The sequence below is a fragment of the Deinococcus sp. genome, assembly GCF_025362455.1.
GTDB lineage: Bacteria > Deinococcota > Deinococci > Deinococcales > Deinococcaceae > Deinococcus.
In genome coordinates this window covers 1-4,856 of sequence record NZ_JANYGJ010000153.1, presented here as the reverse complement: position 1 = coordinate 4,856, position 4,856 = coordinate 1, and the positions used below count along the sequence as shown (strand labels likewise).

Sequence of the window (4,856 nt, the reverse complement as noted above, 5' to 3'; positions counted from 1 at the left end):
ATAAAAGAGATAGAGACATAAAGGATTTAATCAAGATGGCCGTAGCGAACAGGACATTTACGGATGATTCAGTTAAAGTGAGTGAGCCTGAAGCTTTGAGATTGACCCTCGTAAAGTTTGTGCCCGAACCTGAAGAATTACGAATTCTCTTGGAGTCTTATGAAACCTCATTAACGCAATACTACAAGGATGGCGATATTGAATTTTGCAGGGCGAGAAAAGTTGATTTCGCTGACAGGATAAATTTCTACAAACATTTGGCAAGTCGCATCTATTCTATAAGAAACTCCATAGTTCATAGCAAAGAGGGAGAAAAGGCAAAATATAATCCATTTAGAGATGATGCAGCGTTAGCAAAAGAGCTTCCGCTAATGAGATTCATCGCTGAGATGATTCTTAATAGCTCTGCAACAATAGCTTAGTATTGAGTGTCATAAGATCACCTTGCGCTTTTGCTCGGTTGCAGGCGCTAGGGCCAAGACCGGTCTTCTATCAGCAATTCGCTCAGATCGCCCAAGTCTTTAGGTTTAACCTGCGGCTTTGTTGCGCCTCAGATGGTGCAGGCTGATCACCGGGCTTTCAGATTCAGTTCCCTCACCCCAAGCTTCGGCAGGGGCGCGGTGAGCGGGGGCAGGGTTGGGCGCTCAGGGGCGGTAGAGGCGCACCGGCACATGCTCGGCGTAGCGCTGGTAATCCCGATCTTTGGTCAGCACCGGCACATCCCAGGCGGCACTACAGGCACAGATCAGAAAGTCGGTGTTGCTGCCCTGCACACCCTGGCTGCGGCAGGTGTTGAAGAACTCGGCGGCGCGTTCGTACTCGCGTTCCGTGAGGGACTGGTCCGGAAAGGCCCGCATCAGCTCACGAACCTGTTCAAATTGGTGCGCGTAACGCCAACCACTCAGCACTTCATGCCGGATGGCGCCCAGCATGGCAATCTGCCGCCCCACGATCAGTACCCGAAGCTGCTGCACCTGCTCCGAGGGTTCGCCTGTTCGCTTGCGGTAAAACTCTGACCATACGTCGCTATCGACCAGAACGCGCCCAGGCGTCACGGAATGCGGCGCTGCTCTTTGTAGTCGTAGGTCGGGTCAGCGTCGAACTGGCCTTCAAAATCCAGCACCCGGAGTTGCCGCCGGTACTGCATAAACTCGCTGAGGGCTTCAAAAACGGCAGTGTCAGGGTCCGACTGACCCACCATGTTCACCACAGCCTTCACCATCTCGTCAGGGAGTTTCACGTTTTTCATGGCGCATTTTACCTCGCTTCTACTTCGGTAGGGGCGCGGCGAGCGGGAGCGGGGGCGCTCAGGGCAACTCGTCGCCGGGGAGCGGGGGCACGTCCGGGGCCTTGTCGAGCACGGCCAGGAAAGCGGCCCGATCTGCCCGATGAGTACGCAAAAATTCGTTGACGACGTTCATCACTGCCGCCTGCGGAGTTGCCTCACCCGTGTAGGTCATCAATTCCCGTACCAGATCGTCGGGAAGCTGCACGCCGGTCATGTCTTAGTTTACTCCCCCGACACGGCGCCGGGGCCAGCGCTCAAGCGGCGTCCGGCCCCGGTGTGACGCTGAGTTACGGCGGCTCAGAACCAGGCTTTTTTGCCCACCACGTAGGTCTGGTAAAAATCCTGGTCCGTTTTGGTCAGGTAGATAATACCCTCCACCAGCCCGATGATGCCCATCGCTATCGGCACCAGAAAGAACACGAAGCCGATCAGGATAATCAGCAGCAGCGTGCCCAGGATGTAGCCGCCCAGCGTCCCCGCCAGCATGATGATGCCCGGCTGGGTATTGCCCAGGTAGAACTTATGCACGCCCAGGCTGCCGAGCAAGATGCCCAGAATGCCCGCCACCAGCTTTTTGTTGGCGATGTCGGCGGGCAGACCGCTGGCGCTGCCCGGCCCCGCTGCGCCAGGGTGGCCCCAGTTCTGCGGCGCGGCCTGGCTGCCGGTGTGGCCGGAAGGGGCGCCGCCGCCGCTCCAGTCGCCCACCGAGGGCGCCCCGCTGAACGTGTCTTTACCGAGATTCACACCTGTATCCGGACGGTTTGGGTCAGTCATGGGGAGCCCTCCTGCGCCTTGATGAGCGGCGCTTGATCCCAGCTTAACCTGAGCGCTGTTAAAAACCCGTCGACGTAGAGCGGTTGGCCACCGACGTCTCAGAACCAGTCTTTGCGGCCCACCACGTAGGTCTGATTGAATTCCTCGTCGCTGCGCGTCAGGTACACGATGCCCTCGATCAGGCCGATGATGCCCAGCGCACCGGCGACCAGCGACATCAGCGGCAACACGACGAACCCGGCGATGCCGAAGGTTATCAGCGTGAGGACACCGGCCAGGAACCAGCCGCCCAGGTTGACGATCAGCATCACCAGACCTGCTCCGGTGCGGCTCAGGTAGAACTTGTGGACCCCGAACGAACCCAGGAAGATGGCCAGCAGCCCGGCGACCAGTTTTTTGGTGCCCACATCGCTCGTGGTACTCAGAGGCAACGGCCCGCTGCTCGGCTGGGCCGGGCCGTAGGGGTTGCCCAGGTTGCCGCCCGGCTGGGTGAACGGGCTGTGCGGAAATGAATTCTGTGAATACGAATTCTGCGTACCTGAGTTCTGCGTACCTGAGTTCTGGGCATTCGGATGCTGGTTGTAGGCGTTGCCCTGCCCCGGTTGCTGGCTGGTGCCCTGCCGGGTGGCCTCCGCGACCCAGGCGGGGACGTCCTGACCGGGTGCCAGGCCCCGCAGGTTGTGCAGATCGGTGCTGTGTGTACTGGTGCCGTGCGTACCGGTATTGGGCGGGTCGATTCGCAGGTCGTTGGCGGGGCTGGGATCATTGGTAGGGCTGGGATCGGTGGGCGCCTGGTCGGGCGCGGTCTGGTGGGCGTCGGGGTCGGACATGGTGGGCCTCCTGTTGACGACAGGTTAGCCTGGGGCGCCGCGCAAGGCGTCCATCCAAAGTTGTCAGTGTCAAAAAGTTGTCAGCGTCAAGTTGTCAGCCGGGGGTCACTGTTCAAGCACCCCGCGCACCGTCGCCAGGCGCTCGTCCAGGGGGCCGCGCAACTCGGTGAAGGGTACACCCCGGCTGCGCAGATCCTGAATGATAAACGCCTGCTGTACCCCGCGCACCTCGGTATTGCTGCGCCAGCCGTCCTGAACGTGCCTGAACTCATCGCCGCACAGGAAGGTGTGGGCGTAGCGGGCGGCGCAGGCGTCAGCCAGGGCATGCAGTTCGCTCAGGGCCGTGCGGGTCAGCAGGTACGACCACATCAGCGTCGTGGCGGCGGTGGTGTCGGCGAACAGGAAGCGGTTCAGGCCCGGCGCCCTGATCGCCTCGTCTTCCAGGGCGCGGTGGCCCAGGGCAATTTCGGCGAAATGTTCCGGATGCAGGGCGCCGTTTTCGCGCTCGTACACGTCGCGGCCATACTCGCGCACGAAGCGCGTGCCGAACGCCCCGGCCAGCGCCGCCGCCAGCGTGCTCTTGCCGGTGCTCTCGGCGCCGACCAGGGCGACGCGCTGCACGAAGTGGGCGTAGACGAGCGGACTCAGGTACTGCCGGGCCGCGTGAACGTCTTGCCGGACGGCGCTGCCGCTGATGGGGCTCAGGCGGCGCTCCGGGTCGAAGGGGACGTGCGCGGCGTTCAGGCGCCCAGCCAGCGCCGGGCCGTAGTCTTCGCTGCTGAACACGGCGTCGGGGCGGATATTCCAGTCGCCGAGCACACGCCGCACGTAGTCCTGATGAACCTGGTCAGGGGCGTCGTTCAGCGGCGGATTCGGGGCGTCGGGCAGCAGCTCCAGATTCGGGAACAGCCACACCGGAAACACCTCGCGCAGCCAGCCCCGGCGCAGCGGCGAGGGCATGGCCGTGAAATCCGGGCGGCTGTAGACCCAGACGCTGAGCGTCTCGCAGCGTTCGAGTGCAAAGCGGATCAGCGCCTCGTGCCCGGCGTGGGGCGGCGCGAATTTGCCGACGATCAGGCCATGCCGGAACCGTCCAGACTCAGGCAACGGCGAGCACCCGGCGTTCGTCCTTCGACCAGACGGTCCAGCCGTAAGCGCTCATGGCGGCCAGGACGAATTGCAGCGTAAACAGCGCCCAGTACTGCGTGTGGAAGTAAAACACCGCGCCCACCGCGTTCGCCAGTATCCAGACCGGCCAGCTCCAGGCCTGTCTACGGGTGGTGCCGAAGTTGGCGACGAGCGAGACCCCCACCACCGCGAACTGCACCCAGTTCCAGGGCTGTGAAAAGTCGGTGACGTAGACGGTGTAGCCGAAGATGGTCAAACTGGCGACCCAGGTGACGCCGTACCAGGCGCCCTCGTTGAACTGCACTCCGCCCCGGTCCCGCTGCGCCTCCAGGTGCCAGAGGTACAGGCCGTGAACGCCGAAGATCAGGTAGCAGATTTGCAAGCCCGCCAGTTGCCACTGCCCCCCCGCCACGAACAGCAGGAAGTAGGGCAGCAGCGAGAGGTTGCTCCAGTGCCAGTAGGCCCGCGCCTTGGCGAACAGGAAGTGCAGCGAGGCGAGCACGGCCAGGGCACCGGAGAGGTCGAGAGCGAGTGGGGGGATGCGGGCGATGAGGGCGGCGAGGTCGGTCATGGGGTGGCCTCCGGAGTGGGGAGTGTTCTAGGAAACCGGCAAGTGCGTCTGCGGATTGATCTCGCCCACGTAGCCGTCTCCCACGAAATGAGCGACAAGCCGGATGGGCGCGAGAATTGCCGAGTTGAACGCCTCCAGTTCGGCTGCCGGAACCCACAACTCTTGATGCAGTTCCTGACTCCCGACGATCTGGATGTCGTAGCGGGTCGCCACGCTTGCTAGCACGTCAAATTCGGTGACGTACCCTACCGGTGGGGTGTTGCGC

General features: G+C 62.2%; 8 protein-coding genes and 1 pseudogene. 1 reads left to right on the top strand and 8 read right to left on the bottom strand.

Annotated elements, in window-relative coordinates; genetic code table 11:
- Positions 1-422: hypothetical protein (locus tag Q0R23_RS11835; protein WP_293913279.1), on the top strand; the 422-nt coding region annotated here is incomplete at its 5' end.
- 222 nt (positions 423-644) lie between these two features.
- On the opposite strand, the gene Q0R23_RS11830 is transcribed toward Q0R23_RS11835, so the two are convergent.
- The 8 genes and pseudogenes from Q0R23_RS11830 to Q0R23_RS11795 form a co-directional block, all read right to left on the bottom strand.
- Positions 645-1,055 carry a PIN domain-containing protein gene (locus Q0R23_RS11830; protein ID WP_293913278.1) on the bottom strand — a complete coding sequence of 137 codons (411 nt, stop codon included), beginning with the start codon at positions 1,053-1,055 and terminating at the stop codon, positions 645-647.
- Entirely contained in the window at positions 1,052-1,249 is a 198-nt protein-coding gene (locus Q0R23_RS11825; RefSeq protein ID WP_293913276.1) for a hypothetical protein, read from the bottom strand. The genes Q0R23_RS11830 and Q0R23_RS11825 overlap by 4 nt, the downstream gene beginning before the upstream one ends.
- A 58-nt stretch (positions 1,250-1,307) precedes the next feature.
- On the bottom strand, positions 1,308-1,502 hold the full coding sequence (locus tag Q0R23_RS11820; protein WP_293913275.1) for a toxin-antitoxin system HicB family antitoxin: 195 nt from the start codon (positions 1,500-1,502) through the stop codon (positions 1,308-1,310).
- 83 nt (positions 1,503-1,585) lie between these two features.
- Positions 1,586-2,062, bottom strand: coding sequence for an NINE protein (locus tag Q0R23_RS11815; protein WP_293913273.1), 477 nt, complete (start codon positions 2,060-2,062; stop codon positions 1,586-1,588).
- 98 nt (positions 2,063-2,160) lie between these two features.
- Entirely contained in the window at positions 2,161-2,892 is a 732-nt protein-coding gene (locus Q0R23_RS11810; RefSeq protein ID WP_293913271.1) for a TM2 domain-containing protein, read from the bottom strand.
- Between the two features lie 105 nt (positions 2,893-2,997).
- On the bottom strand, positions 2,998-3,999 hold the full coding sequence (locus Q0R23_RS11805; RefSeq protein WP_293913269.1) for an AAA family ATPase: 1,002 nt from the start codon (positions 3,997-3,999) through the stop codon (positions 2,998-3,000).
- Positions 3,992-4,591, bottom strand: a complete 600-nt coding sequence (locus tag Q0R23_RS11800) for a nicotinamide mononucleotide transporter family protein (protein WP_293913267.1) — start codon at positions 4,589-4,591, stop codon at positions 3,992-3,994. Before Q0R23_RS11800 ends, Q0R23_RS11805 begins: the two co-directional genes overlap by 8 nt.
- 27 nt (positions 4,592-4,618) lie before the next feature.
- Positions 4,619-4,856, bottom strand: a pseudogene (locus Q0R23_RS11795) (hypothetical protein); the annotation flags it as partial.